General features: G+C 69.7%; 21 protein-coding genes. 3 read left to right on the forward strand and 18 right to left on the reverse strand.

Annotation, left to right across the window (positions count from 1 at the left end):
* Positions 1–109: 109 nt before the first annotated feature.
* Positions 110–1,822 (forward strand): PucR family transcriptional regulator, encoded by a 1,713-nt coding sequence (locus tag NRF20_RS22240; RefSeq protein WP_413753161.1) that lies wholly within the window; start codon positions 110–112, stop codon positions 1,820–1,822.
* 132 nt (positions 1,823–1,954) lie between these two features.
* A complete protein-coding gene (locus NRF20_RS22245) occupies positions 1,955–3,313 on the forward strand; it encodes a diaminopimelate decarboxylase (protein ID WP_413753162.1) in 1,359 nt (452 codons plus the stop codon).
* 141 nt (positions 3,314–3,454) lie between these two features.
* Here NRF20_RS22245 and NRF20_RS22250 read toward each other — a convergent pair whose 3' ends face one another.
* From NRF20_RS22250 to NRF20_RS22310, 13 genes are all read right to left on the reverse strand, one after another.
* Entirely contained in the window at positions 3,455–3,985 is a 531-nt protein-coding gene (locus NRF20_RS22250; protein ID WP_413753163.1) for a discoidin domain-containing protein, read from the reverse strand.
* 530 nt (positions 3,986–4,515) lie between these two features.
* Positions 4,516–5,049 carry a phage tail protein gene (locus NRF20_RS22255; protein WP_413753164.1) on the reverse strand — a complete coding sequence of 178 codons (534 nt, stop codon included), beginning with the start codon at positions 5,047–5,049 and terminating at the stop codon, positions 4,516–4,518.
* A 5-nt stretch (positions 5,050–5,054) separates the two neighbouring features.
* Positions 5,055–7,013 carry a putative baseplate assembly protein gene (locus NRF20_RS22260; RefSeq protein ID WP_413753165.1) on the reverse strand — a complete coding sequence of 653 codons (1,959 nt, stop codon included), beginning with the start codon at positions 7,011–7,013 and terminating at the stop codon, positions 5,055–5,057.
* On the reverse strand, positions 7,010–7,423 hold the full coding sequence (locus NRF20_RS22265) for a GPW/gp25 family protein (RefSeq protein WP_383072936.1): 414 nt from the start codon (positions 7,421–7,423) through the stop codon (positions 7,010–7,012). The genes NRF20_RS22260 and NRF20_RS22265 overlap by 4 nt, the downstream gene beginning before the upstream one ends.
* 6 nt (positions 7,424–7,429) lie before the next feature.
* Entirely contained in the window at positions 7,430–7,723 is a 294-nt protein-coding gene (locus tag NRF20_RS22270) for a PAAR domain-containing protein (protein ID WP_398628503.1), read from the reverse strand.
* A 36-nt stretch (positions 7,724–7,759) separates the two neighbouring features.
* Positions 7,760–9,799, reverse strand: a complete 2,040-nt coding sequence (locus tag NRF20_RS22275; RefSeq protein WP_398628502.1) for a VgrG-related protein — start codon at positions 9,797–9,799, stop codon at positions 7,760–7,762.
* On the reverse strand, positions 9,799–10,605 hold the full coding sequence (locus NRF20_RS22280) for a LysM peptidoglycan-binding domain-containing protein (RefSeq protein WP_398628501.1): 807 nt from the start codon (positions 10,603–10,605) through the stop codon (positions 9,799–9,801). Before NRF20_RS22280 ends, NRF20_RS22275 begins: the two co-directional genes overlap by 1 nt.
* A 5-nt stretch (positions 10,606–10,610) precedes the next feature.
* Entirely contained in the window at positions 10,611–11,048 is a 438-nt protein-coding gene (locus tag NRF20_RS22285; protein WP_093549687.1) for a phage tail protein, read from the reverse strand.
* A gap of 41 nt (positions 11,049–11,089) precedes the next feature.
* On the reverse strand, positions 11,090–12,904 hold the full coding sequence (locus NRF20_RS22290; protein WP_413753166.1) for a hypothetical protein: 1,815 nt from the start codon (positions 12,902–12,904) through the stop codon (positions 11,090–11,092).
* Between the two features lie 29 nt (positions 12,905–12,933).
* Entirely contained in the window at positions 12,934–13,077 is a 144-nt protein-coding gene (locus tag NRF20_RS22295; protein WP_093896703.1) for a DUF6760 family protein, read from the reverse strand.
* Positions 13,074–13,544: a hypothetical protein gene (locus NRF20_RS22300; RefSeq protein WP_398628499.1), complete on the reverse strand. Its 471-nt coding sequence runs from the start codon at positions 13,542–13,544 to the stop codon at positions 13,074–13,076. The genes NRF20_RS22295 and NRF20_RS22300 overlap by 4 nt, the downstream gene beginning before the upstream one ends.
* Positions 13,544–13,987, reverse strand: coding sequence for a phage tail protein (locus NRF20_RS22305; RefSeq protein ID WP_148833117.1), 444 nt, complete (start codon positions 13,985–13,987; stop codon positions 13,544–13,546). The genes NRF20_RS22300 and NRF20_RS22305 overlap by 1 nt, the downstream gene beginning before the upstream one ends.
* Before the next feature lie 75 nt (positions 13,988–14,062).
* Positions 14,063–15,613 (reverse strand): phage tail sheath family protein, encoded by a 1,551-nt coding sequence (locus NRF20_RS22310; protein ID WP_413753167.1) that lies wholly within the window; start codon positions 15,611–15,613, stop codon positions 14,063–14,065.
* Positions 15,614–16,103: 490 nt separating this feature from the next.
* On the opposite strand from NRF20_RS22310, the gene NRF20_RS22315 reads away from it, so the two are divergent.
* On the forward strand, positions 16,104–19,424 hold the full coding sequence (locus NRF20_RS22315; RefSeq protein WP_413753168.1) for a hypothetical protein: 3,321 nt from the start codon (positions 16,104–16,106) through the stop codon (positions 19,422–19,424).
* 64 nt (positions 19,425–19,488) lie between these two features.
* On the opposite strand, the gene NRF20_RS22320 is transcribed toward NRF20_RS22315, so the two are convergent.
* From NRF20_RS22320 to NRF20_RS22340, 5 genes are all read right to left on the reverse strand, one after another.
* On the reverse strand, positions 19,489–20,046 hold the full coding sequence (locus tag NRF20_RS22320) for a hypothetical protein (protein WP_398628496.1): 558 nt from the start codon (positions 20,044–20,046) through the stop codon (positions 19,489–19,491).
* Between the two features lie 142 nt (positions 20,047–20,188).
* Entirely contained in the window at positions 20,189–21,478 is a 1,290-nt protein-coding gene (locus NRF20_RS22325) for a cytochrome P450 (protein WP_413753169.1), read from the reverse strand.
* The gene (locus tag NRF20_RS22330) at positions 21,475–22,266 is read right to left on the reverse strand and encodes an alpha/beta fold hydrolase (RefSeq protein ID WP_398628494.1); all 792 of its coding nucleotides are present in this window, start codon (positions 22,264–22,266) and stop codon (positions 21,475–21,477) included. The genes NRF20_RS22325 and NRF20_RS22330 overlap by 4 nt, the downstream gene beginning before the upstream one ends.
* A 123-nt stretch (positions 22,267–22,389) precedes the next feature.
* Positions 22,390–24,486, reverse strand: a complete 2,097-nt coding sequence (locus NRF20_RS22335; RefSeq protein WP_398628493.1) for an ATP-binding protein — start codon at positions 24,484–24,486, stop codon at positions 22,390–22,392.
* The gene (locus NRF20_RS22340; RefSeq protein ID WP_413753170.1) at positions 24,483–25,322 is read right to left on the reverse strand and encodes a DUF4255 domain-containing protein; all 840 of its coding nucleotides are present in this window, start codon (positions 25,320–25,322) and stop codon (positions 24,483–24,485) included. The genes NRF20_RS22335 and NRF20_RS22340 overlap by 4 nt, the downstream gene beginning before the upstream one ends.
* Positions 25,323–25,332: the final 10 nt, after the last annotated feature.

Below are 25,332 nucleotides of genomic sequence, written 5' to 3' on the forward strand. Positions count from 1 at the left end.
CGCGAAGTCCGCGCGCTGCCAGGCGTCCGAGGCCGCATTCGACGGATTCCACGCATAGGGGGTGTGCCCGCCATGGTTCCCGCCGGGAACCGCCGACCATGATGGGCGGATGCCGACGCATGAACCGGACCGGCCCGACACCGGGCCCTCGCTGGAGCAGATCCTCGGGCTGATCGCCCCCGGAATGCTCGATGTCGTCGTGGCGCCGCGCGGTACCGGCGTGCCGGTGGCCGATGTGGCGCTGCACGATCCCGGTGAGGAACGGGACGACGACGCCCGGGCGGCATCCGGGCTGATCCTGCTCGCCGTCGGTGTGGAGGTCGCCTCGCCCGAGGCGATCGACGTGCTGCGTGACGCAGACCGGGCCGGAGCCGCAGCCGTGGTCATGCGGCGGGGCGGTCGCGGGCCGCGGGCGGCCCTGGTGGAGGCGGCCGGTCAGGGGCGTACGGCGTTGCTGACCCGGCGGCCGGGGCACGGATGGACGGAGGTGCTCGGCCGGTTGCGGACCGCTCTGGTGCACAGCGCCCCGGCCTTTTCCACCGCCGAATCGGCCGGCCCCGACGGGGTGGTCGGGCTCCGGCTCGGTGATCTGTCGGGGCTGGCCAATACGGTGGCGGACCTGGTCGGCGGTGCCATCACGATCGAGGATCCGCAGTCGCGGGTGCTGGCGTACTCGCGGATGGACCACGAACCCGATCCGATGCGTCGGCTGACGATCCTCGGGCAGGCGGTCCCTCGCTGGCGGGTCGACGAACTGCGCGAGAGCGGCTTCTTCCAGGCGCTGTGGAGCACCGACGACGTGGTGCGCCGGCCCGCCGACGACCGGTCCGCCGAGCGGCTGGCCATCGCCGTGCGCCACGGGTCCGAGGTGCTCGGGTCCATCTGGGCCGCCGCCGACGGCCGACCGCTCGCCGACGGTGCGGCGGCGGCGCTGCGCACGGCCGCCCGGGCCGCCGTACCGCATCTGTCCCACCATCGGACATGGGGCCGGGCGGCGGCCATGGCACGGGAGGAGGCGGTGCACGCGCTCCTGGACGGGGCCGCACACGCGTCGCAGGCCGCGCACGATGCCGGGATCGCGGCGGACCGGCCGTACGCGGTGATGGTGGCCCAGGCGTACGACAGCCGGGCGGGTGGCGCCGCGTCCGGGGGCGGAGCCGACACCGGCACCGGTGCCGAGCAGCGGGTTCTGGATGTGCTCGCGTTGCAGGCCGCCGCGTACCGGCCGGGGTGCGTGACCGCGCGGTCCGGGCGGCGGCTGTACGTCCTGGTCCCTGCGAGCGACGGTGAGGCCGATCCGGCGCGCACCCTGCTGGCGACGGCCCGCTCGGCGCCGCGCAGTGTGGTGTTCGCGGGCGTCGGGCCGTTGGCGGCGGACCTGTCGGGGCTGCCCGCGTCGCGGGAGGCCGCGGAGCTGGTGGTGCGGGTGCTGCGGGAGCGGGCTGCGGGGCTGCCGGTCGCGGAGGTGGTGTCGGCGGTGGCGGCGTTCGGCGAGGTGGTGGTCGACACGTCGGTGCTCCGGGTGCTCGACCGGGTCGAGCCGTTGTGGAAGTCGCTGTCGGGGCCCGTGCACGCGATGGTGGAGCACGACCGCGCTCACGGTTCGGAGTACGGCGCGTCGGTCGCCGCCTACCTCGACGCGTTCGGCGATACGGGCACGGCCGCGCGGCGCCTGAATGTGCACCCCAACACCTTGCGGTACCGGTTGCGCCGGGCCCGGGAGCTCTTCGGCGTCGATCTGGCCGACCCGACCGTGCGGCTCCTCGCGGACATCGGGCTGCGCATCGCGGCTCGCGGAGCGCACGGGCCGGGCAGCCGTTGATCGTCGAGCTGTCCGGTGAGACAAAGGAATCGGGCAGGCATCGTCGTGTCGGTCGAAGACGCGCCTTCCCCTCCGCGTCGAAGCTGTCCGTACAGCCGACGTGACAGATGGAGGGTTGTTGTTGTGGTTCACATGACTTCCGGTTCGGCAGCCCGCTCGGCAGCCGAGCAGCGCGGTGCCCGGCGTGCGGCGGCGCTGGCGCGTGCCGTCGAGGACGGGCTGCTCGGTCCGCGCTCGCCCGTGGTCGGCCTGCTCGACGTGGACGGTGTGCTCGCCGCCGTCGACGCGCTGAACAAGGCGTTCCAAGGACCCGCCCCGGTACAGCACACGTTCGCGGCCAAGGCGTGCGGCCTGGTGCCCGTGCTGCGGCTGCTTGCCGAGGCCGGGATGGGCTGCGAGGTGGCCTCGCCCGGTGAACTGGAACAGGCGCTGGCGGCCGGGTTCACGTACGACCGGCTGGTCTTCGACAGCCCCGCGAAGACGGTCGAGGAGCTGGAGTTCGCCCTCACCCATGGCATCGCGATCAACCTGGACAACTTCCAGGAGATGGCCCGCGTCGACCGTCTGCTGGCCGGGCGACCGGCCGCCGGGCCGATCGGTCTGCGGGTGAACCCCCAGGTGGGGGCAGGTGCCATCGATGCGATGAGCACTGCGACGGCGACCTCGAAGTTCGGCGTCGCACTGCGCGATCCGGGGGCGGTCGACGAGGTGATCGACGCCTTCGTGCGCCGGCCGTGGCTCAACCGCCTGCACGCACACGTCGGTTCCCAGGGCTGCCCGCTGCCGCTCATCGCCGAGGGCATCCAGCTCGCGTACGAACTGGCCGAGCGCATCAACGCACAGCTGGGCCGCGCGCAGATCACCGGGCTCGACATCGGCGGCGGCCTGCCCGTCAACTTCGACAGCGAGGACGACCGCCCGACGTACGCCGATTACGTCACCGAGCTCCGCAGAGCCGTACCCGGTCTGTTCGACGGGCGCTACACCCTGATCACGGAGTTCGGCCGTTCCCTGCTGGCCAAGAGCGGAACAGTCGCAACGGTCGTGGAATACACCAAGTCCGCCGGGGGGCGGCAGATCGCAGTCACGCACGCGGGGGCCCAGGTGGCCACCCGCACGGTGTTCATGCCCGGTGCCTGGCCGCTCCGCGCCGGGGTGTTCGACGCCGCGGGCCGCCCCAAGCAGGGCCCGACCGAGATCGTCGACATCGCGGGCCCGTGCTGTTTCGCGGGGGACCTGACCGCGACCGGGCGCGAGCTCCCGGTCATCGAGCCCGGCGACGTGGTGGCGCTCCACGACACCGGGGCGTACTACTTCTCGTCGCACTTCTCGTACAACTCGCTGCCGCGGCCTGCCGTGTACGGCTACCGGACGGGTGCCGACGGGCGGGTGCACTTCGCGCTCGTACGCGAGGCGCAGAGCGTGCGCGAGGTCGTCGAGGAGAGCGGCCTCGCGCAGGCGGGCGCACTGGTGGCCCTGCGCGCGGACTGATCGTCTCCGTGCTCGGCGGGGCCGGCGCCGCTCATCCGGGGCGCCCGATGCGGGTGAGGGGTCAGGTACTCACCACGCGGGGACCGGAGCAAGTTCGTCCGGGCGTCGGCGGCCCGTCGAGTGTCGGCGGTCCTTTCCGGGTCAGGGCCTTCGGCCGAAGAACTCGACCTCGGCGACGGCCAGTCGACGGCCGGGACCCGCCCCATAGGTGGTGTCCGTCGTGAGGCGGGCCCGGACGATCTCCGAACCGCGAAGGTCGAAGGTCTGCTGACTTGGCTGGTCCTTGACCCTGATCTCCTTTCTGACCCGGCTTCCGTCGGCGGAGGTGAGCAGTACGGTGATCCTGGCCGGGCGGGCCTGGGTGAGGAACTCGTCCTTCTTGGCCGACGTACCGGAGAAGACGACCAGCTTCAGCACGCGTACCGGCTGCTCGAAGTCGCACTCCAGGTACTGGCCCACACCGGTGTCGGGACCTGCGGCCGAGGGCGCCCAGTAACGATTGTTGAAACCGTCGAACGCCGCACCCGCCGGGTGGCCCGGAGCCCTGCTGGAGGCCCGGAACCGGGTGGGCGGCACCGCCTCCGGCGTCCCGGTCTCGTCCTTGGCGAAGCCGAACCAGCCGGACACATGCGGCAGGGCGAACCAGACGCCGCACGCCACCACGATCAGCACGATCGGAAGCGCAAGACCGGGGCGGCGCCACAACCGACGCCGCGGCCGGGTACCGGCGGTGGGCGCCTGACGCGGTCGCCTTCGGAGGATCCGACGCCACCAGGGGGGCCGGACCTCGGGCGGCGGGCCCGGGTCCAGGAGCAGGGCACAGCGGATGCACAGGGTGCGGTCCGGGGAGTTCTCCGTGCGGCAGTTGGGGCAGCGAATGGGTGGAGCGACAGGTGGACCCGGGGGTGTGCTCGTGGGTTCCGGCGGTACGTCGGGCAGCGCCTCGGGCCCCGGCACCGACTCGTCCGGCTCGTCACCGGGGCGACGCGGGGCAGCCGCAGTGACGGGGGGTGGGGGCGCGGGCTGGGGTTGCGGCTGTGGCGGGGGTTGCAGCTGCGGCTGGGGTGACGGCTGAGGCGCAGGAGCAGGACCGACAGAGGACGCCGAGGAACCCCCATCCGCCCCGTCCCACTCCAGGAAAGCCTGGCACGACGTACAGAACTGCGTCCCCGGCGCATTGCTCTGCCCGCACGCCTCACAGATCACGAGACCTCCAGGTCGAAGCCCACATGCGCCGGTATCTCCGTACGGATCAGCTCCTCCAGCCGCACCCGGTCGACCTGGTACGGCTGGGAGGCCCGGACCCGGACCGTCACCCATGGCCGCGGGCCGCCCGGGAACTGTGTGCGCGGCGTCGACGACCACGCCGTGCCGCCGCTCTCGACGATGTCCGGCTCGATCCCGGTCTCCAGGAACACCGCCTGGGCCAGCCCACGCCTGGTACCGCGCCTGCTGTGCCGCTCGACCGCGCCCTGTACCGCCGCGCGCCGCTGCTCGACCGGGTGGTCCGCGCGGGTGTCGACGGCCACCCACTGGGCCAGCCAGGCCAGGAAGTCCTCCGGCGCGCTGCGGGGGTCGAGGTGGGCGGGCAGATTGTCGATCGAGAGCAGGACCGGGGCGAGTACGTCGTCGAGCGCCGCAAGGAACCGTTGCAGGAAGCCCTGCTCCAGATAGACCGCCGGGAGCTGCTCGATCAGCGGGTGCGGTGTCGGCAGGCCGGTCACGGCTGTGCGCATGGCGGTCAGGCCTCCCGTACCCGGAGCTGGTGCTCGTAACTGAAGACCAGTGCGTGCCGGTCCAGTGCGATCTTGGTGGTGGGTTCGCCGCGCTCCCCGGTCACGGGGTCCGCCGGGAAGAGGCGTACGTCCTCCACCAGGTCCAACCCCGGCACCTGTTGCAGTACGGCGAACGCCTCGCCCGACTGGATCGGCCGGCCGAACGGCCAGCCCTCGCCACCGGGGCCGCCACTCAGCGGGTTGAAGTAGCTGTAGAGGGCCGCCAGCCCCTCCTCGCGTACGCGTTCCAGTACGGCACCCCTGCGGGCCTGGACCGAGGCGACCACGGTGACCCCCTGGTAGTAGGGCGGTTCGACCACCAACCGGGCGCCGATGGGCCGCCGTTCGTCCAGATGGCCCGCGATCAGCGCGAGGGTGTGCTGCGGCGGGACGAGTTCGTTGAACTGGATCCGGCCCTGCTCGTCGCTGCGTCCGGCCGGTACGACGAGCAGCCGCACCCCGCCCGCCTCGACGTCCGAGTCCCCGCCGGCCGGAATGCACTGCACCCTGGACGCGTCGGGTGCGACCTCGCGGGCCAGCAGTTCGTAGTCGTGCGGTACGACGGCCCGGTGCAGGGTCCGCAAGGTCATCGGCCCGCGTACCCGTGCGCTGTCCACCGTCTCGCCGTCGACTCCGCCGAGCGCGGGGCGCCGGTTCTCCACCCGGGCCACGTACGGGATGGCGCTGCGCAGCACCCGGAGCGTGGAGCGGGCGACATTTCCGCGCAGTCCACCGCCGGTGCGGTACGAACGCACGCGTACGGTGGCGCCCTTCGGCGGTACCGCGCCGTAGTAGCGGATGGAGCCGTCCCGTTCCCGTACCGCCGGACCGAATTCGACCCGCCCCGAGTTGGGGTCGAGCGTGATGTGCCGGTCGTCGGGTCCGGAGTGCGCGAAGTCGTCGACGCGGGTCCACTCCGTGCCCTGCGGGCCCCGCGCCGGATCCGCGACCTCGACGACGAAGTCGCCGGGCACCACCGGCGGGCGGCTCACCGTGAAGGTCTGTCCGGGTACGCCTTCGGCCGGGCCGAGCACCTCGTCGGTCACGGTCTCGGCGTGGACCGCTCCGACGGTCGCGCCGATCGTGAACGCCGTGATCCGGCGCACCACCGGAGACGCCATATAGGTGGGCTGCCCGGGGGTGGCCTCCACCAGGCGGCAGCGCAGCCAGCCGCCGGTCCGGCGCACGACGACGGCCGGGGTATGTCCCTCGGGAAGGTGCAGGATCAGCTCTCCGGACCGGTTGAAGCCGCCGGTGTCGTCCTTCTCGACCTCGCAGACCGTCCAGGCACTGCCGTCCCAGGCCTCCCAGAGCAGCGGTGGCCGCAGCGGATCCACGCCGACGCCCTCGACCGCGCAGTCCAGCCGCAGCACGACGACTCCCGACGGGACGGCGGCCGACAGGCCCACATAGAGGGCGTCGCCGGGCGCGGGCGTGGTGTCGAAGCAGGGGACGGCCCGGCCGAGCGTGAGTTCCTCGGTACGGTCGACGGCGTCGCCGGACGTCGGCCAGGTGGCGAGATGCGCGAACTCGCACGGCACGATGGACAGTTCACGGCCGGTCGTGAACACGACCGCTTCCTCGGTCTCCGTACGGACGGTCGCCACCTCCGTACCGGCCCTTACCCGTACCGGTTCGGGCTGCGGTGCGGAGAGCCTGAACGTCACATCGGTGTGGGCGGCCGTGGGCGGGTGGAGCCGGACCCCGATCAGGTCGAGGAAGGTCAGATAGCTCTTCTCCGGAACCCGGTTCACCCGGTAGACCAGCTGGTCGACCATGGTCGCGAAGGCCTCGATGAGGGTCACGCCGGGGTCCGACACATTGTGGTCGGTCCACTCGGGGCAGCGCTGCTGGACGAGCCGTTTCGCCTCGTCGACCAGGCCCTGGAAGCGACGGTCGTCCAGATGCGGACTGGGCAGCGTCACGCGCCGTCCACCTCCTCGTGCTGCGGGATCACATAGAACGGAAAGACCAGGTTCCGGGGGTCGTTGGCGCCCCGTACGGTGTAGCCGATGTCGATGTACAGGACTCCGTGGTCGACCTCGTCGAACCGGACGACGACCTCTGTGACCTCGATCCGGGGCTCCCACCGGTCCAGCGCCAGACGTACCTCGTACGCGAGCTGCCCGGCCGTGCCCGCGTCCGCCGGGGCGAACACGTAGTCGTTGACCGCGCAGCCGAACTCCGGGCGCATGGGCCGCTCGCCCGGTGACGTGGCCAGGATCAGCCGGATCGACTCCTCCAGCTCGTGCTCGCCACGCACCAGGGCGATGGAACCGGTGGCGTCCGTACGCGGCGGGAAGGCCCAGCCCGCGCCGATGAACTGCTGACCCATGGACGCTCAGCCTCCGATCAGCACCGTCGGACAACCGGACACGACGGGCGATCCGCAGGCGGCCAGGTCCCCGACGCGTGCGGCGGGCTGCCCGCCGATCAGCACCGTGGCGCTGCCGGGCGGCGCGATCGCGGACGGCGGATGCACCACGGGCGGCGGCATCGCGCACAGGTGCGGGGTGCCGACCGTGGCGGCGGGGAGGCCGCCGATGAGCACGGACGGGACACCGGGCGGCCCGACCGTGCCGGGGTGTCCGGTGGGGTCGCCGACCCGTGCGGCTGCCGCCGCGGCTGCTGACATGAAAGTCCGTTCCTCTCGCTCAGCGCGTCCGCGCCGTCAATTGATCTTCACCAGAGGTGCGTTGATGGCCAGGGAGCTGCCGCCCTTGATGTCGGTCCGCTGTGTTCCGTTGACCGCGACCTGGGCTCCGCGGACGTCCACCGTGCCGCCGGTGGAGAGCTTGACCTCGCCGTTTCCGCCGTCGACCCGCACTCCGCTGCGGGACGTCAGGGTGACGCTGTCGCCGCTCAGTTCGAGCGTTCCCTGTCCGCCGTCCAGCGCGACCCCGCGCGCCGCCTTGATGGACACCTGTTGCTTGGCCTCGATGTTCACGCTGCCGTCGCTGTTGATCACGATCACGGTGCCTCTGCGGTCGAGATCGATCTTCAGCTTTCCGTCGCCGGTGAGCAGGCGTACGCCCTGCGGTCCGTTGGCGCCGTCCAGGAGCTCCAGCTGGTTCCCGCTCTTGGAAGCGAGCGAACGCCGGTTGACCGCCCCGGTGGTCGGGTCGACCAGCTCACCTCCTGGGGCGGGGGGTGCGGCGGACGTTGCTGCTGGTGAACCGGCGGGCGGCACGCCGGCGGACGGGCCTGTGGACGGCCCGGGTCCGGCGCCCGGCCCGGAGGCACCCGCCTCGGGGCCACCCGGCCCGGACGCGCCACCGGCACCCCCGCCCGACCCGCCGCCGCTGCCCTGTGACGGGCGGTCCTTCCCGTTGTACAGACCGGCGAGGACGTACGGACGGTCCAGATGCCCGTGCTCGAATCCCACCAGGACCTCGTCCCCGACCTCGGGGATGAACGCCTCGCCGCCGCTCGTCCCGCCCGACTGCGCCGTACGCGCCCAGTCGCTCGCGTACTCGTCCGACAGCCATGGAAACCGCACCTTGACCCGGCCCGAGCCGTCCGGATCGTGGGTGTCCGTGACCGTCCCGTTGACCAGGCCCGCACAGCGCGGCCCGCCACCGGCCCCTGCTCCGTACCCGCCGCTCCCCGGACCTCCGCCGGTCAGCCCGAACAGCGAACGCTCCTGCTGCCCGGAGACCGTGAGCCAGGTCTCGTACCCGCGCACCGGGTCGAAGACATGCCGCGACGACGTAACCGTGTACCGCCCCTCGAAAGGCGCCCCCACCGCGTTGAGCGCCACCGCACTGCCCGCCCGCACCTCCGGGTTCCCCCGGATCACCGCCTCCAGCTCCGCGAACGATCCGGCGATCCGCTCCGCCAGGGCCTTCGCCGCCTGGTCCACCTGCGCCTGCGCCCCGTACGCCGTGTCCGTGACCACGAAACGCGCCTCGCCGAAGGGCGCGGACACCTCGGCCGCGCTCACCCCCAGCTCCAGCGTCGCCGACTTCCCCGCGGGCGCCCGCCCGACGAGCGGCTGCTTGGTCTTGATGTCCCAGCCACGTACCTCGACCTCGGAGACCTGCTCCGCGGAGGACACCCCGGCCCGGCAGCGCAGCAGATTGCTGCCCATCTCCAGAACCAGCGGATTCCGGTCGGCGCGTGCCGAACCGTCGGGTGCGCCGCTCGCCTCCGCGGGTCTGGTGATGTGCAGCTGTCCGTCGAGTACGTACGCCTGCGCGCCCGCCTCCTCCGCCAGATCGCGCACGAACTCCCAGTCCGTGACGTTGGGCTGGGCGATGTGTTCGAGTACGGGGCCGGCCACGTCCACCGTCCCCGGCTTCAGCCCGGCGCGCTGGGCCACCTGGGCGCAGATGTCGGCGAGCGTCATGTTCTGATAGCTGGCCACCCGACGTCCCCGGAACAGCCGGTGCGACTCGTCGAGCCCGCGTACGACGGTGAAGGTGCCGGTCTCGTCGAGCTCCACCTCCAGTGCGGTGACCACCCCTTTCAGCAGCGGCTTCGGTGCCGTGTCCCCGCCCGCGCGGGCCAGCAGCCGGGCCTCGCTGCCGATCTTCAGCCCGGTCTGCTCCAGCAGTACCCGGTCCGGATCGCGAAAGCGCAGCAGAAACAGGTCGGGGAGCGTCCGACTGTCGTCGACGTACCCCTCGACCAGTGTGTTCACGAACTTGGGCGGCAGCGGCCGACCGCCGAACTCCACCACCAGCGCCGTCGCGACGCCCGGCTGCGCCATCAGGACCGCCTCCCGTCCCGGTTCTCTTCGAGCCGGTTCAGCTCGTCGAGCGCGGGGAGCAGCAGCTGCTGTCCGGGGGCCAGCCGCATCGGGTCGTCGATCCCGTTCGCCTCCGCGATCACCCGCCAGGCCGCCGGATCGCCGTACTCCCGCTGGGCGAGCGACGGCAGCGAGTCCCCGGCGTCCAGCCGGTGGACCCGCCGGGCCGCGAGGGCGCCCGAGGTCGGGTTCTGCCCCGGGGTGTCGCCGCTGATCTCCTCCATCGTGACCTGGCAGACGGCCCGGATCGGCACGCCCGATGTGGTGAACAGGGTGTACTTCGCCTGTACTTGACTGACGTAGCCGGGGAACCCGGTCAGCCCGCCCCAGTGGAAGACCACCCACGGCGGTGACGAACGCTGCTGCTGACGGGTCTCGCTCGTCGGCACACAGCACGCGAAGAGCTGCTCGACCGAGGTCACCACACGGGTGTCCTGGGTGTCGCTGGCGTCGAAGAACATCTCCACGGTGAGCTTGCTGGGCTGCGAGCCCTGATACTCCGGCGGCCCCGAGCTCTTGGCACCCTTGGCCGGACTCCGCTTCCAGGAGGCGGCCTTGGTGAGGCTCAGCTCCTTGGGGTTGAACTGGAAGTCGATCCGTCCGCACGGACCACCGGGCGTGAGGCCACCGCCGGTCGGCGGCGTCCGCAGTTCCAGATAGGCGTGCTCCAGCTTGGGCCGGGCCGAACCTCCCTTGCCCGCCCTCGCCGCCGACGACGCCCCGGACGTACCGGCGGCGCTGAACGCGATGGGACCTGCGCCACTCACGACGGTCAGCCCTCCATCACATAGCCGTGATGGGCGATCTCGATCGTCTCCATCGCGACCTTGGGCGATTCCGGGGTGAAGGAGGGGCCGGTCCAGCGGACGGGCACGACCTCCAGCAGCCCCCACTGGGCCACCTTCTGACCGTCCCCGGTACGCGCCTCGATGTGCGCCGTCTTGCGGCTGAATCCGGTCGTCATGGTGGCGAACCAGCGGGCCACCTTCTCGGTCTCCTTGGTCAGCGGCCTGGACAGCTTCACGTTCGAGTACTTCAGGCGGGTCGGCAGCTGCCACAGATGCCCGTTGTTGCCGCCCTCCTCGCGCGTTTCGAGCACCACTTCGCAGCCCAGCCCGTCACATGTGTTGAACGATCCGAGCTCGATGTCGTCGATCGTGACGACGAAGCAGACGCTGACGGCGGGATCGTTGTCCTGGGCGGTGGCCATGGCACGTACCTCTCAATTCCCTGTGTTGTCGCTGCCGTTCATCAGTGCCGGGTGTTGATGAGAAAACCCGCTCGCTCGCGTTCCAGCCGCAGATCCGCCTTGAACAGCCTGCTGAGCGGTGTGTACAGGGCGCGTACCAATTCGTCGGTGACGACGGGGGCTGCGACGCCGCCGTGACCGCCGCTCCGACCGGGCGGCGCGCCAGGGGCGGAGGCGGCCGCGCCCGGTGCGCCGTGGTCCTCGGCCATGGGCCCGGGTTCCGGTTCCGGTTCCGGTTCGGGCTCCTGGGGAGGCTCCGGAGGCGGTGGTTGCGTGGTCTCGGTCTCGCGCTGCACAACGGGTGATGAGTACGGCGGTGACGGCGAGCCGAAGACGACACTTCCGTCGGCCATCCGCTGAGCCACCCCAGCGGCCACGGCGACCGAACCGGCCGTGGAGAACGAGGGGGCGGTGGGCGCGGAGGGTGCGGAGGGTGCGCTACGGCTGCCGGCACCCGGCAACGAACGAGGCACCGGCGGCCCGCCGGCTGCCTGACGTTGCAAGGCGGGAAGCGGCCGAGGAAGCACACCCGGCGCATCCCCCGGAGACGTGGCGGTACGTTGCAGAGCTGCCGGTACGGAAGCCGTCGCGGCCACTGCCGGCGCCCCCGCCCCGCCGGAAGTCCAGCGCACCGGAACGGCATCGGGCGGGGAGACATGCACGGCCCGGGCCGACGGAGACTCTCCCGCGGCACCCGCAGCACCGGCGACGGAACGCTGTACGGCGACTGCCCCACCCGTCCCGCCGCTCTCACTGGAGTTGCTGGAGTTGCTGGAGTAGAGCGTGAAGGGCCGGTCGGCGAGCAGCGGCGCGACCGGAGCGGTGGGCGGGGGCGGCGACATGGGCGCCTGTGCGGGCACGGCGGGGGTCCGCTGCACCGCCGGTGCAGATGGGCGCGTGGGCGCGGGAGCGGGAGCGGACTCCGACGGGGCGGGGAGCAGCGGGTCGTCGCCGAGCAACGGGGCGGTGGGCGCGTCGGAGTCAGGTGTCTGCTCCGGAGCTGCGGGCGCCTCACGGGCCACAGGGGCCGCAGGGGCCTCGATGGCCGGAGGATTCTCGCCGGCCCCACTGTCCTCCATGCTCCGGGCAACCGGAACCACCCCGGCCCCCGCTGCCGCCTCCGTCTCCGTTTCTGTACCCGTCTCCGTCTCCGGGACGGCGGCGGCGGCCTGGCGCTGCGCCGTGGGCGGCAGGCCGGACATGGGTGCACCGAGACCGGGCGCACGCCGGGGCCGCTCCGCGACCGGAGGCGTCACCGCACGCTGAACAGACGCAGGCGCGGACGCGGGCATGGGCACGGGATCCGTCGATGCCGGTACGAAGGGCTGCTCGCCCACCAGTTGGCGTACCGGCAACTCTGCCACGGCGGACTCACCGGCCGACGTCATCGCGGGCGCACCACCGCTGCCCGCGCGCTGAACGGGAACGGGAACGGACACAGGCGCGGACACGGACACCGGCACGGACCTGCTCCGACCCGGTATCTCCACCGCCCGCTCCACGGACCGCTGCAGCGGCGCAGGCCGGTCCACCGGCGCCGGAGCGGTGATCCCGTGCACGAGCCCCGTGGGCGCATCCGGGCTGACCAGATGGCCCAGAGGCGTACCGAGTGCGGTGTCCTGCCGGGTGGAGAGTGATCCCTGGAACCCGGAGGGATCGATGACCAGATCCTGACTGCCCAACGTCCGCTGAATGGGCGGCAGTTCACTCAGATCAACCCGCTTGCGCGGCACAGCGGCCGGAGCGACGGCTTCCCCGGAGATCTCCGTTCCCGTCTCCGTCCGCCCGCCGCCGCGCAGCCAGGACATCAGGCCCATGGAATTTCCCGCCCTCCCTGCGCTCTTCGCTACTGCCCGTTGAGGCGAGCGATCTGTGCGACGAACCTCAGTCGTTCCGGGTGCTCCAGGTCCAGCAGCTCATCGAGCGGCCAGTGGAAGTGGTAGGCGAGGTACGCGACCTCCTCGTAGAGCAGGTCGGCCGCGTACGTCACGATTCCCCCAGGCGGCCACCGGCGACATCCACCGCGAACTCCTCCTGGCAGGACGGACAGGTGACGGCGGCGCGGGTGTGGCCCTCGGCGTTGATCCGCCGGTAGAAGTCCTGCAGAAAGGCCAGGTCGGAGGCGAAGAGGTCCTCGATGATGCCGGGGTGGATGTCATCGATCGTGCCGATCCGGGTGATGACCCTGGCGATGAGCACGACCGACAGATAGGCGGAGTTCTCACGCACCCGGTCGTCCCGCAACGGCACGAGTTCATCGCGGGCGGTCGCGAGCCGCATGACTCCGGTACGGTGCACGACGCCCGCCTCGTCGACGTACCCGCGGGGCAGCTCGAAGGTGAACTCGGTACGCAGGACGTCCCGTTGCCCGGACTTCCCGCCCCCACCGGCCGGCATCTGCCCGTCCGGCCGTTCAACAGCCGCGGCCGGAGCCGGGGCCTGTGCCGTACGTCGCATCAGTCGAGTTCCATGCTCTCGTAGGTGATCGCGAGCTTCTCCGTGAGGACCGAGGTGTCACCGGCCTTGAGGGTGCCGATCTCCAGCGACTTCGGCCAGGCGTTGATGAGTTTGTAGCGCTTGATGGCGATGCCTTCGTGGTCGTACACGATGACCGCACCGTTGCGGCGGGCCGTGGTCATCCGGCCGAACCGGGAGTCCTTGATCCACCGTTCGAAGCTGTTGTCCTCGGTGAGGCCCCGGGTCACGGTCACCTCACCGGCCTTCGGCCGGCCCGGGAGCTTCTTGATGGCGTAGCGGCCGTCGGCGGTGTTCTGCTTCAGCTCGATGACGTCCTGCTCCATCTTCAGACCACTGACCTCGGTGATCTGCTTGATGACGACGCTGTCGAATTCGAGGCCGAAGGAGGCCCCGACGGTGCTGTCGAGATCGGGAAGTGGCACAACAGGCTCCTTTACCGCTTTTACCGCTTGGGGGACCTCAGGACGGCCGCGCTGCTCGGCCCGGCTCCGGCGGCGTTATTCGTCGACGCCGCCGGTGCCCCCGGTCAGCTGGGAGAGGCGGAAGACGACGAACTCGGCCGGCCTGACCGGTGCCACCCCGATCTCGCAGATGACCTGACCTGCGTCGATGCTTTCCGGCGGGTTGGTCTCACGGTCGCACTTGACGTAGAACGCCTCTTCCGGAGTGAGCCCGAACAGCGCTCCCTTGCGCCACTCGTTGACCAGGAACGCCGAGACCGTGCGCCGGATGCGGGCCCACAGGGCGTCGTCGTTCGGTTCGAAGACGACCCACTGCGTACCGGCGAGGATCGACTCCTCCAGGTAGTTGAAGAGACGCCGGACGTTCAGATAGCGCCAGGCCGGGTCCGATGCCAGCGTGCGCGCGCCCCAGACCCGGATGCCGCGTCCGGGGAAGGACCGGATGCAGTTCAGCCCGATCGGGTTGAGCAGATCGTGTTCGCCCTTGGTCAGCTGGGTCTGCAGGGCGACCGCCCCTCGTACGACCTCGTTGGCGGGGGCCTTGTGCACACCGCGCGACTCGTCGTTACGGGCCCAGACCCCGGCGATGTGGCCGCTCGGCGGGACCAGTTGCGCGCGCCCCGACGAGGGATCGGCCACCCGGATCCAGGGGTAGTAGAGCGTGGCGTACTTGGAGTCGAAATTGGCGCCGTCGGTGCGCCAGGCCCGGATCTGCTGCGGGCTGAGTCCGGGCGGCGGGTCGAGAATGGCGACGCGGTCGCCCATCAGCTCGCAGTGGCTGATCAGCCCCTGCTGCACAGCGACGACCGACTCCAGGTCCAGCAGCCCGCGTTCGTATGCGCTCATCAGGTCCGGCACGGCGATCGTGGTGACCTCGTCGACGGCTTCCAGCCCGCCGAGGCCGGTCCTGCGGTCGGGATCGCCGACGTACACCTCGGGGGTCAGCGCCCCGGCTCCGGGTGACGCGGGCGCTGCGGGGGCCAGGGTCACGGCCTGCGGCTCGGGTTTGGCGGGAGCGGCGCCGCGCCCGGACTCCCGTATCTCGATGAGCTCCGACTTGGCGTTGACCCGGGTGGCGACGTTCTCCTTGCTGCGTTTGGTCGTGACGCTCGGGTACGTCTCCGCGACCTGTCCGTCCCGCTTCACGATCAGCTGGAAGACATCTGAAGGCGGATCGTCTCCCTCCACCTCGGTCACTTCGACGGTGATCTCACCGGCCGCACCGGGGCGGGGCTTCACCGCGTACGGCCCGAGCTGCGTCTCCGATCCGGCGGGCAGCTGTCCGGCGGCCCCGTTGCTCTCGTCCTCGGCCGGGGGCTCGGTACCGTCACCGATGCGCACCACGTAACAGACACCGCCGCCGTTGGAGAAGAACCCGTAGACGGCGGAGGCGAGATACGTACCGTCGACGAAGTCGCCGAAGGTGCCGGCGAACTGGCTCCAGTTCGTGATCAGCGTCGGCTCGTCGAACGGGCCTTTCTGCGCGAAGCCGACGAAGGCGGCGACCGAGGTGCCCACCCCTTCGATCGGCCGGGATCCGGACTCGATCTCTTCGACGTAGACGCCCGGGGACAGGTACGACGGCATGTGAGTCTCTCCTTGGCCGGGGAACGCCCGCAATTCTCGTGACAGCGGCGATCACCGGGAACGGACACACGGCCGCCCTGCCGTGCACCGGCCACTGCCCGATCAGGCAACGTTCCCGCGCTGTACGTGTCAGCGCGCGCTGCCCCCGGACGCGTCTCCACGCGCTGCGTACGCGATGCACCGCCCCCGCACCCTGGGACGGCGGCAGGGCCATGTGCGTCGAGTGCCGACTGTCCGGGGAAGTGGCGGGCCGGGAGGGCGGATGAAGGCGGTTCCGGAGAAGGACCCTTCCTCCGTGTCCGGCCATGGAGGTACCCCCCGTCGCGACGACGTGACAGGCACGCCCGAAGTGTCACGTTCGCAGACACCCCCACCCCAACGGCCGCCGGGTGACCGCCCAGCCCCGGACTCCCGCAGCCTGCAACGTCTGCAACGCGCGGCGGGCAACAGCGCGGTCGCCCGCCTGGTGGCCCAGCGCTACACGGCCCCCGTGAAGCCCTCCCCCGCCCAGGCTCCCGGCTTCCGCAAGGTCAAGGCGGATGTGGCGGCGAAGCGGACGAGGATCGCTGCTCATGCCCCTGCTGCCACGGAGTCCAAATCGGCGCAGGACGCGGCGGTCGCGCCACCCGACGACAAGGAGGCGCAGGGCAAGGCGGCGAACGCGGAGAAGATGAACGCGGCGAAGCCCGGCGAGTTCAACAAGCAGGCGTTCATCGACGCGGTGAACAAGGCGATCGACGCGCAGGCGCCGAAGAACCTCGACGACGCGGACAAGTTCTCCAAGTCGGGCAAGGCCGACAAGATCAAGGACGAGGTCGACGGCAAGGTCAGTGACGGCAAGGAGTCCTCGGCCAAGGACATCGACACGGCGACGAAGGCCCCGCCCGACACGTCCGCCGCCAAGGACAAACCCGTCACGCCGCTCACCCCGGACCAGCCCCCGGCCAACCCGGGTGCCCCGTCCGCGACCGACGCGATCCCTGAGAAGCAGCCGGCCGCGGTAACGGACTTCTCCCAGGGCCCGGCCGAGAACGACCAGGCCATGGCCGACGCCGAGGTCACCGAGGAGCAGCTCGCCAAGGGCAACGAGCCGGAGTTCGATCAGGCCCTGTCCGCGAAGAAAACCGCCGAGACGGACTCGGCGAAGGCCCCCGCCAAGGGCAAGGCGGCCGAAACCCAGCAACTCACCACGGCGAAGGCCGGAGCAGCGGCCTCCGGTGCCCAGGCCATGACCGCCCTGACCGCGACCCGTGCCTCGGCCGGGAAACAGGTCGACGGCGGGAAGGGCGACACCAAGTCCAAGGACGAGAAGAAACGCGCCGAGGTCACGGCGAAGCTGCAGAAGGTCTACGACGGCACGAAGAAGGACGTCGAGGACGCCTTGTCCGGCCTGGACAAGAAGGTCGACACCGCGTTCACGACGGGCGAGAAGGCGGCCCGGGACGCGTTCACCGCCGACCACAAGCGGCGCATGAAGAAGTACAAGGACAAGCGGTACTCAGGCATGTTCGGGCCGGCGAAGTGGGCCAAGGACAAGCTCATGGGCATGCCGAAGGAGGCCAACGACCTCTTCCAGGAAGCCCGCAAGCTCTACGTCGCCCAGATGCAGACGGTCATCTCCTCCGTCGCCGACATCATCGGCGCGGAACTCGGCAAGGCCAAGGCCCGCATCGCCAAGGGCCGTACGGAGCTGAAGGCGGAGGTCGACAAACTTCCCGCCGACCTGTGCCAGTTCGGCGAGGACGCGGCGAAGGACTTCGCGGGGAAGTTCGACGACCTGGAAGCCACCGTCAACGAGAAGTCCGAACAGCTCGTCCAGGACCTCGCGACGAAGTACACGGCAGCCCTGAACAAGGTCGACGAGGAGATCAAGAAGCTCCAGGAGGCCAACAAGGGCCTGATCGACAAGGCGAAGGACGCGATCGTCGGCGCCATCAAGACGATCAACGAGCTCAAGAACCTCCTGCTCGGCATCCTCGCCAAGGCCGCCTCAGCCATCATGAAGATCATCAAGGACCCGATCGGCTTCCTGGGCAACCTGGTCAAGGCAGTCGGCGCCGGCCTCAACCTCTTCATCACCAACATCGCCGACCACCTCAAGACCGGCGTCGTGTCCTGGCTCCTGGGCACCGCCGTCAAGGCCGGCCTCGAACTCCCCCAGAAGTTCGACCTCAAGGGCATCATCCAGCTCATCGCCTCCCTCCTCGGCCTGACCTGGGACAACATCCGCGCCCGCATCACCCGCAAGGGCATCCCCGACCAGGCGATGACCGCGGTCGAACAGTCCGTCCCGGTCGCCCAGACCCTCGCCCGCGAGGGCCCGGCGGGCGCCGTCAAGGAAATCACCGCCGAGGCCGGCGACCTCAAGGCCACCATCCTCGAAAAACTCACCAGCTACCTGATCCCCACCGTCATCGTCGCCGGGATCACCTGGATCATCTCCCTCCTCAACCCCGCCTCCGCGTTCGTCCGCGCGGTCAAGGGCATCATCGACATCGTCACGTTCATCGTGAACCAGGGCGCCCAGATAGTGGAGTTCGTCAACGCCGTCCTGGACGCCGTCATCGCCATCGCCAACGGCGGTTCGGCAGGCGTACCCAAAATGGTCGAAGCCGCACTCGCCGCCAGCGTTCCCCTCCTCATCGGCTTCCTCGCCTCACTCCTCGGCATCGGCTCCCTCGCCAACAAAGTCAAATCCGTCTTCCACGCCGTCGCCAAACCCGTCAACCGCGCCATCGACAAAATCGTCGGCTTCATCGCCAAGAAGGGCAAAGCCCTCTGGAACAAACTCAAGGGAAAGAACGGGAAGAACGGAAAGGATGAGAAGAACGGGGAAAATAAGAACTCGAAAGATCCACGCATCCGGGAGCTAGTCGCCGCAGACGTCAACGCAAAGCTTGGAGATGGAACCAAGGACGAACAGATCCCTTCCACCGTTCGCTCAATTTATTCGAAATACAAAAGCCGGGGCCTCGACATGCTCGGGGTCAGGGAAGGGGCAAATCCTGGTGAATTTGACATCATCATGGCCGCCAGTCCCGTCACTAAGATTCGATCTACAAAGGTCGACCCGGATGACTCTGCAGCACGCCAACTCCTCAACAACAAGGGGCAACCATACGCGGAGGCCACCTTCGAACTCCCGCGTGACGTAATTCTCTCTGGATCGTTCAAACTCCCCGTCGCCGGGAAGCCAGGCGGCTGGGGACCGACCCGCGCAGTCAGCGAATTACACACCGCATCCAGGGTTACATCGTTCGAGAAGAAAGTCAGCAAGGACGAGAACACCCATGCGGAAGATTTGGTCATAGCAGATGTAAAATCAGAATGGGATCACTGCGTCGGACCAGCAGCTACAGAGATTACCGACGGCGCAAAGCGGCCGAAAGGCGTTCTTGTAGTAAAGGTCACCCGTAGCCCTTGCCCCAGATGCGCACAACGCCTAGGGGAACTCAGGGTTTGGGCAAAAGAAAATAAAGGATGGAACCTAAAGCTCGAAGTAATGTCAATAGGCGCATATCACGGAAGCGTCGAGGTGGAGGATGACGAGGGGAACACCGAGAAGTTCATACGCATCAAGACAGCGAAGGAGGGCCTCATCAGGCTCAGGTCCTGGGGGATCGAAAACATAAGCGTAATGCCAGCGACCGACCCGGCGATCCAAGGGGAGCTCAAGAAACTTGACCCCAAGGATCAACTGGCCCTCGTGAAACAGATTGCATACTGGAACGATAAATTCGATACGGCCATTCAGGAAATGAAGAAGGTGCCGATCAAGCTCAAATCCGGTGTCGCTGACCTGGAAGAGTAGCGAAGTCGATGTCGACCCGATCAAAAACCGCCGACCTCGCCCGACGCGTCGCCCAAGTTCCGCTTCAGATCAATTCCAAAATAAGCTTCACGTTCCCGGCCTGGGCACGAACGCGTCCGCTCGGATCGGACAAATAGACGCGATTCACTTCCGAAAGAAACTCGACCCATTCGGTATATCTCGGAATCCTCAGCGCCGCAATTCGCACATCTTCCCTTTCGTCATCCAGCGCCGCGATTGCCCTATCAAACACTTCCTGATCGAATTCCCCTACAGATGTGCAGGTCAAGAGACGTAGCGCGTGGGTGACAATCTCCTCATCCTGGTTGAGGTCGACAATATCGAGGCAATCACTCTTGTCATAACAGGTGAACTCTTCTTGCACTGCTTCCTCAAGCTGCACAGCGTGATCGCCAGAGATCTCAATGTACTGAAGTCGCAACGCGTCGTCGTCAACGAATCTCACGCCTCCCCCCTGCGGAACCTGCCAGGACCAGACGGACCGCTCGTCGAAACTGGGGAAGTCTTCTGAATCTTCAAGCGTTCGCACCCAACCGCTCCGCTGCGCAAACTCGGCAAAGACGTCTTGATGGGTTTCGAGCACAAATGCGAGTTTACGCATAGGTCTCCAATCCTAGTCATCCAAAAATATCTCTCTGCGTCCAGAATAGTTGGGCTGTGCGCCGACCAGCCAGACCGTTTCTGTTTCGCACGCTACCTACACCTCGCCGAGATGCGCCAAGAAGTCGTACACGGACCAGGTTTCAAGTACCGGCCACCCACACCGGCAGCGACTTCAACCCATTGATGAAGTTGGACACCAGGCGGCGTGGCGGGGCCGCGAGTTGGAGCGGGCCGGGTGGCAAAGCACGGCACGCCTCCTCGTACAGGGCTCTCAGCTGCAAACGCGCGAAATGGGCACCGAGACAGACGTGGGGGCCGTCACCGAAGGAGATGTGGGGGTTCGGGGAGCGGGTGAGGTCCAGGGTGAACGGGGCGGGGAAGACGCGTTCGTCGTGGTTGGCGGAGGCGTGGAAGACAACCACCTTGTCGCCGGTGCGGATGCGCGTGCCCGCCAGTTCCGTGCCCCGGGTGGCGGTGCGGCGGAAGGTCAGGACCGGGGGATGGCGGCGGAGCAGTTCATCCACGGCGGTGGCGAGTGCCGCCTCGCCGTTGCGCAGGCGACGGTACGCGTCGGGGTTCCCCGCCAGCAGGTGCAGGCCGCCGGGGGCTGCGCTGCGTACCGTGTCGTTTCCTGCCACCACCAGCAGGAAGAAGAACATCTCCAGTTCCGGCGCAGTGAGTTCGGGGTCCGTGGCCAGGACCGTCATCACGTCGTCGCCGGGGTGCTGGCGCTTGTGCGCCGCCAAGGTGTGCGCGTAGTCGAACATGTCGCGCACTGACGCCGGGGACCTCGGGTTGACCGGCTTGCCGTCCGGGCCGAGCGCCAGGGTCCCGGCCTCGTCCGGGTCCTGGTAGCCGATGACTCGTTGGGTCCAGTGCAGGAGGAGTCCGCGGTCGCTGTCCGGCACGCCCAGCAGGTCGGTGAGGTTGAGCAGGGCGTAGTCGTCGGTGACCTGTGTGACGAGGTCGCAGGTGCCGTCGGTGGCCCGTGCCTCGGCGACTGCTCGGGTGAGGAGGGAACGGGCCCGCTCCCGGACGACCGTTTCGAAGCGGTCCACGCGCTTGGGTGTGAACGCGCGGCTGACGAGGACGCGCAGCCGCCGGTGGTGCGGAGGGTCCTGGTTGAGCATCATGCGGCGGATGAACGGCAGGTCAGCGGGGTCGGGGTCACGGATCTGGGTCGCGCCCAGGTACGAGGAGTACGTCGAGGAGTTCTTCAGCACGCGGACGGCGTCCCGGTGCCTGGTGACCGCCCAGAAGCCGGGGCCCGCCGGCCAGCCGAGCACCTCCGGCTCCTCCTGCCACGCCACGGGGTGGTGATCACGCAGGTGGCGGTAGCGGTCGTACGGGATGCCCTGCGCGTACTGCCTCGGGTCGAAGACGTCCGGTACAGCCGCTTGCTCCGGTGCTTCGGGGGCGGGCTCGCTCATGCCCTCGCCCCGCCGTCCTCCGCGTCGGCCCGCAGAAAGTCCTCCACCACGCGGATCAGGTCGAGCGGGGCCTCGTCCATCGCGTAGTGGCCGCACGACGGCAGCTCCACCAGTTCGGCCCGCCGAAACCAGCGCATCCACGTGGCGCGCTGCAACTCGGCCGACAGTGCCGGGTCCAGCGCGCCCACCACAGCCAGGGCCGGCACGGGCGAACCGTCGATCCGATCGTGGAAGTCCTCGCCCGCCCAGGAATCCAGCCAGGCGCGGAACGCCTTGGCATCGCTGCGTTCGAGCGAGCGACGCACCATACGGTCCAGCCAGCCCGCGGGGCGCCGGCCTCCGGTGGTGATGTCGAGGATGGTCCTGCGGTTCTGGGGGGTGTGCGCCGCCGCGGAGAAGAGTTCCCACTGGTCGGGCGGGAGGGGCAGGCCGGACGCGGGCACGGGCGACACTCCGACGATTCTGCGCACCCGTTGCGGTGCGATGGCCAGCGTCCGCTGAGCGACGGAGCCGCCCATCGAGTGGCCGATCAGCGAGAACCTCTCCCAGCCGAGCCGGTCGGCCAGCGCGAGCACGTCCTCGGCGCCCTCGGCCGTGGTGTACGCGCCGTCCACGTCCCGGGCCTCGCCGTATCCCCGCAAGTCCACCACCGCGTACTGGAACGAACCAAGGTCGAGATCCGGCAGCACGGGGGCGTACGCGGAACGGTCGGCGAGCCAGCCGTGCACCGCGATCACCTTGTGCGGGCCGTCGCCGTGCAGTCCGTGGGGCAGGGGCAATGAGGTCACGCTGACTCCCGTCACCGTACGGAGCGGACCGGTCGGTCACCGGCCCGACTCCGCCCACGGTGGCGGCAACTCCGGGTCCGCGCAAGGGCCCATGCGAGGGCTCCCGCCCTCAGGCGGGCAGCGTCACGCCAGCAGCCCCAGATACGGCCCGAACTCCGACGCCAGCGTCAGGCGGCCCAGCTTCTGGTACTCGCGCTGGATCGCGTGGATCAGTGTCGGCATCGTCACCGATTCGCCCGTGTCCGCCGCCAGGTACGCGGCTGTCACCGCGATCGAGCGGATGTTGCCGCCCGCCAGCTCGAAGTTCTCCGCGCAGAAGGCGAGGTCCAGGTCCCTTCCCCGGGGGAGTACGGGGCCCAGGCAGCGTTCCCACAGCAGGAGACGCTGTTCGGGGTCCGGGACCGGGAAGTCGATGACCAGGTCCAGGCGGCGGGTGAAGGCGTCGTCCAGGTTGGCCCGGAGGTTGGTGGCGAGGATGGCCAGGCCGTCGAAGGACTCCATGCGCTGGAGCAGGTACGCGCTCTCGACGTTCGCGTAGCGGTCATGGGCGTCCTTCACGTCCGAGCGTTTGCCGAAGATCGCGTCCGCCTCGTCGAAGAGAAGGACTCCGTTCACACCCGCGGCTTCGGAGAAGATCCGTTCCAGGTTCTTCTCCGTCTCGCCCACGTATTTGTCGATCACCGTCGCCAGATCGACCGTGTAGAGGTCCAGGCCCAGGTCTGCGGCTATGACCTCCGCGGACATCGTCTTTCCGGTGCCGGAGTCGCCCGCGAAGAGTGCCGATACGCCTCGGCCCCTGCCGCCGCCGGGGCGCATGCCCCACTCCCCCAGGACCCGGTCGCGGTGGCGCGCGCGGGCGGTCAGTTCGCGCAGTTGGGCGTGGGTGTCCGGAGGAAGGACCAGGTCGTTCCAGGTGACGGTGGGTTCGATGCGGCGGGCCAGGCGGTCGAGGCCTGCCGCGTTCTGGGCGCGGGCGCCCTGGCGTACGTGGTCGGGGGTGAGGGTGCCGCCGTCCAGGTGGGTGGTCTGGGCGGCGCCCCGGGCGGCGCGGGTGATCTGTTCCGGGGTGAGGAGGAACGGCGAGAGCAGGCGGTCCACGTCGATGGTTTCGGGGACGGGGGCCTCATACGCGTCGGTCCAGAGGGCGGCTCTGGTCGAGGGTTCCACGCGTGGGGCGTGCAGGAGGAGGGGCGGGACGGCGGACCAGGCGGCGTCCCAGGGGGCCCGGCCCACCAGGATCGTGGGGACCGGGGTACCGGTGAGCAGCCGGAGGAGTTCCGGGTGTTCGCGGGAGACCGCGTCGAGCGGGGCGCAGACCAGGCCGGCGCCGGTCAGTCGGGCCTCGCGGACCAGGGAGCGGACCGCCTCGACGGGGGACGGGTCCTCGGCCAGTCGCGCCAGATCCAGGCCCAGGACCCGGTGGCCCGCGAGCGTCAGCGCCGAGGCCGCGAGGGCGGTGCCCGCGCCGCCCTGGTCCTCGCGGAGGTAGGCGAGCGAGGCGCCTCGGGCGAGGGCCGCAGCCAGCGGGGCCGGGTCACCGACGCCCGGTACGGCGTGCCAGGGGGCGAGAAGATCGGCCAGACGCGGGTCGGGGGTGTCGTCGCCCAGGAGGTGCGCCGTGACCCGGTCGGGGACGCGGAGCGCACGGCTCAGGAACGGGCGGTCCAGGTCCTCGACCAGGAGGAGGCGGCCCTCGCGGAGCGGTGCAAGGGCCGACAGCCGACCGCGCGCCACCTGATCGGCGGGGGACAGGCCGCAGAGGCCCAGGGCCAGACCGATGGATGGACGGCGGCGGGTGACGTCGTCGTTCAGGTAGCCGTAGAACGCCTCGAAGCGGTCGTCGAGATCCGGTACGAGCGTGATGAGGAGAATCTCGATGTCGAGGGCGGTGAGGCCGAACTCATCGGCCAGGGCAGTGAGTCGGGACGATTCGGGCAGGGCGGCGAGCCGGGAGGCCTGGGTCGGCGTCTCGGCCGTCGCCCCGGGCGGCGTCTCCGTCGCCGTCTCGTCGCAGTCCGGAACGGGGGACGGGAAGCCGCGGGCCTCCTCCGCGTCCAGCAGACGGGCGATGTTCTCGTCCGTGAGGTAGAGGCCGCGGAAGGCGTCGTCCGGGTCCGGGTCGGTGAGCTGCCGGGCCTCGACGGCTCGTCGGACGCGCTGCTCCACCGCTACCGCACGGGCGAGTAGATGGCGCAGGTTCGGGTCGCCCGCGGTTGTCATTCGGTGCCGTCCTCCGTGCTGTCCTCGGCAGGGTCTGCCGCGCCGCGCCGCATGCCGTCCGCCGCAGCGGCCTTGCGGCTCTCGGTGATACGGAGGGACAGACCGCGCCGCCGCTCCGCGTCGGAGGTACGGGGAACGTCCCCACCCGGACTGCCCGGATTTCCCGGACCGCCCAGCCGGCCGGGGCGGCCCGGCCGGCCTCCGTACACCGGAAGCCCTCCGCGCCCCGGCACCGGTTCCGACAACGGCTCGGCCTCCTCTGGCACGTCCCCGAAGCGGGCCTGCAACCCCTCGTCCCCCACCGGCGGGCCGACCACATAGCTCGGCGACGCCGTCACCGGCACGCTGATCACCAGGTCCAGCGAGGGTTTCAACTCACCTCCCAGCGCGCTCCATACGTCGGCGAACGAGCGGTCCTCCGGCGGCGGCAGTGCGATCGACATCGGTACGGCCACTCCGATCTCCGCCAAGGTGCCCGTCAGCCGCTCCGGAGGCAGCGCCTCGTAACGCAGCAGGAAGCCGAGCAGCGACGAGAGCAGCCGGTGTTCGTCCTCCGGGCGCTTCGTCCATGCCGTGATCAGGTACGAGAGCTTGAAGAAGCGAGGCGGGCGGCGGCGCGCGATGATCGTGCCGCGCTCGTCGTACTCGTTGTGCAGACCTCGCTCACGCCTCCGCATGTCCTCGCGGATGTCGTAGAGGTAGAGGTTGACCATGGGTGCGTTGACCTTCGCCGCCCACTCACGGGTCGGGGCGTCGAAGACCACCGCGATCTGGCCGCCTTCGAGCACCTCCGCCCTGATCAGGGCCCGCAGTACGTCGTCGACCTCGTGGATCACCCGATCACTC

It is taken from the genome of Streptomyces sp. R-74717 (assembly GCF_047305335.1).
In the GTDB taxonomy this organism is placed as follows: domain Bacteria; phylum Actinomycetota; class Actinomycetes; order Streptomycetales; family Streptomycetaceae; genus Streptomyces; species Streptomyces atratus.